The 912-nt window shown below is 68.4% G+C and carries 3 protein-coding genes; all 3 read right to left on the reverse strand.

From position 1 onward, the window contains the following. Nucleotides 1–66 precede the first annotated feature (66 nt). Nucleotides 67–333 (reverse strand): RNA polymerase sigma factor, encoded by a 267-nt coding sequence (locus B7438_RS20100; protein ID WP_085371454.1) that lies wholly within the window; start codon nt 331–333, stop codon nt 67–69. After that, nucleotides 234–683, reverse strand: coding sequence for a hypothetical protein (locus B7438_RS20425; protein WP_143466112.1), 450 nt, complete (start codon nt 681–683; stop codon nt 234–236). Before B7438_RS20425 ends, B7438_RS20100 begins: the two co-directional genes overlap by 100 nt. Further along, on the reverse strand, nt 680–912 hold a 233-nt coding region (locus B7438_RS20105), incomplete at its 5' end, for an RNA polymerase sigma factor (RefSeq protein ID WP_143466114.1). The genes B7438_RS20105 and B7438_RS20425, both read right to left, overlap by 4 nt.

Here is a 912-nt window from a genome sequence, read left to right on the forward strand (position 1 = left end):
GATCAGCAGCCTCCGGATGGCGTCGCTGCGTTCCTGGGTGGCGTTCCTGGGTGAACTCTGTGGCGCTCATCGGGCACCTCCTTCGAACAGGGGTCGATCGTCGGCGAGAGGGGAAGCGAGCTCTGCGAGGCGCTTTCGTGCCCTGGACAGCCGTGACTTCACGGTTCCGTCGGGCACGCCGAGCGCTTGCGCGGCCTGCGAGGTGGTCAGTTCTTCCAGGACGCAGAGCGTGATCACGTCCTGGTCCTGCCTGCTGAGCTTGGCGAAGGCGTCCCGTACCTGAAGCCGTCGAGCGCGTCGACCCAGCGCGTCGACCCGCGCGACCTCGCGCATCCACGGTGGTCGACACCGTTGCAGGCGACCAAGGCGTCCCTCCACGTCCCGAACTTCGCGGCTTCCGGCCTGGTGCCGCTCGAGTACCTTGCGACTGGCCAGGTCAACGGCTGGCAGTCCACCCTGCTCGACGTCGGCACGGGCGGAGGTGGCGGCGGGGCGTCGAAACGGATCACGCCGGTCAGAGCCAGCGCGGCCGTGCCTCCTGCGAGGACGACGGCGGCAGACGCGAGGACCGAGGTGACCAGGATCTGGAAGCGGCGGCGGCGACGGGGCTCCGCATCGACCGTGTCGATCAGCAGCCTCCGGATGGCGTCGCTGCGTTCCTGGGTGAACTCTGTGGCGCTCATCGGGCACCTCCTTCGAACAGGGGTCGATCGTCGGCGAGAGGGGAAGCGAGCTCTGCGAGGCGCTTTCGTGCCCTGGACAGCCGTGACTTCACGGTTCCGTCGGGCACGCCGAGCGCTTGCGCGGCCTGCGAGGTGGTCAGTTCTTCCAGGACGCAGAGCGTGATCACGTCCTGGTCCTGCCTGCTGAGCTTGGCGAAGGCGTCCCGTACCTTCCTGTCGCGCTCGAAGC

Origin of the sequence: Leifsonia sp. NCR5, from assembly GCF_002105485.1 — a bacterium.
Lineage (GTDB): Bacteria > Actinomycetota > Actinomycetes > Actinomycetales > Microbacteriaceae > Leifsonia.

Bases quoted from the DNA above. Each gene is read 5' to 3' on its own strand.
- B7438_RS20425 (WP_143466112.1), bottom strand. From the start codon at position 683: ATGAGCGCCACAGAGTTCACCCAGGAACGCAGCGACGCCATCCGGAGG.
- B7438_RS20100 (WP_085371454.1), bottom strand. From the start codon at position 333: ATGCGCGAGGTCGCGCGGGTCGACGCGCTGGGTCGACGCGCTCGACGG.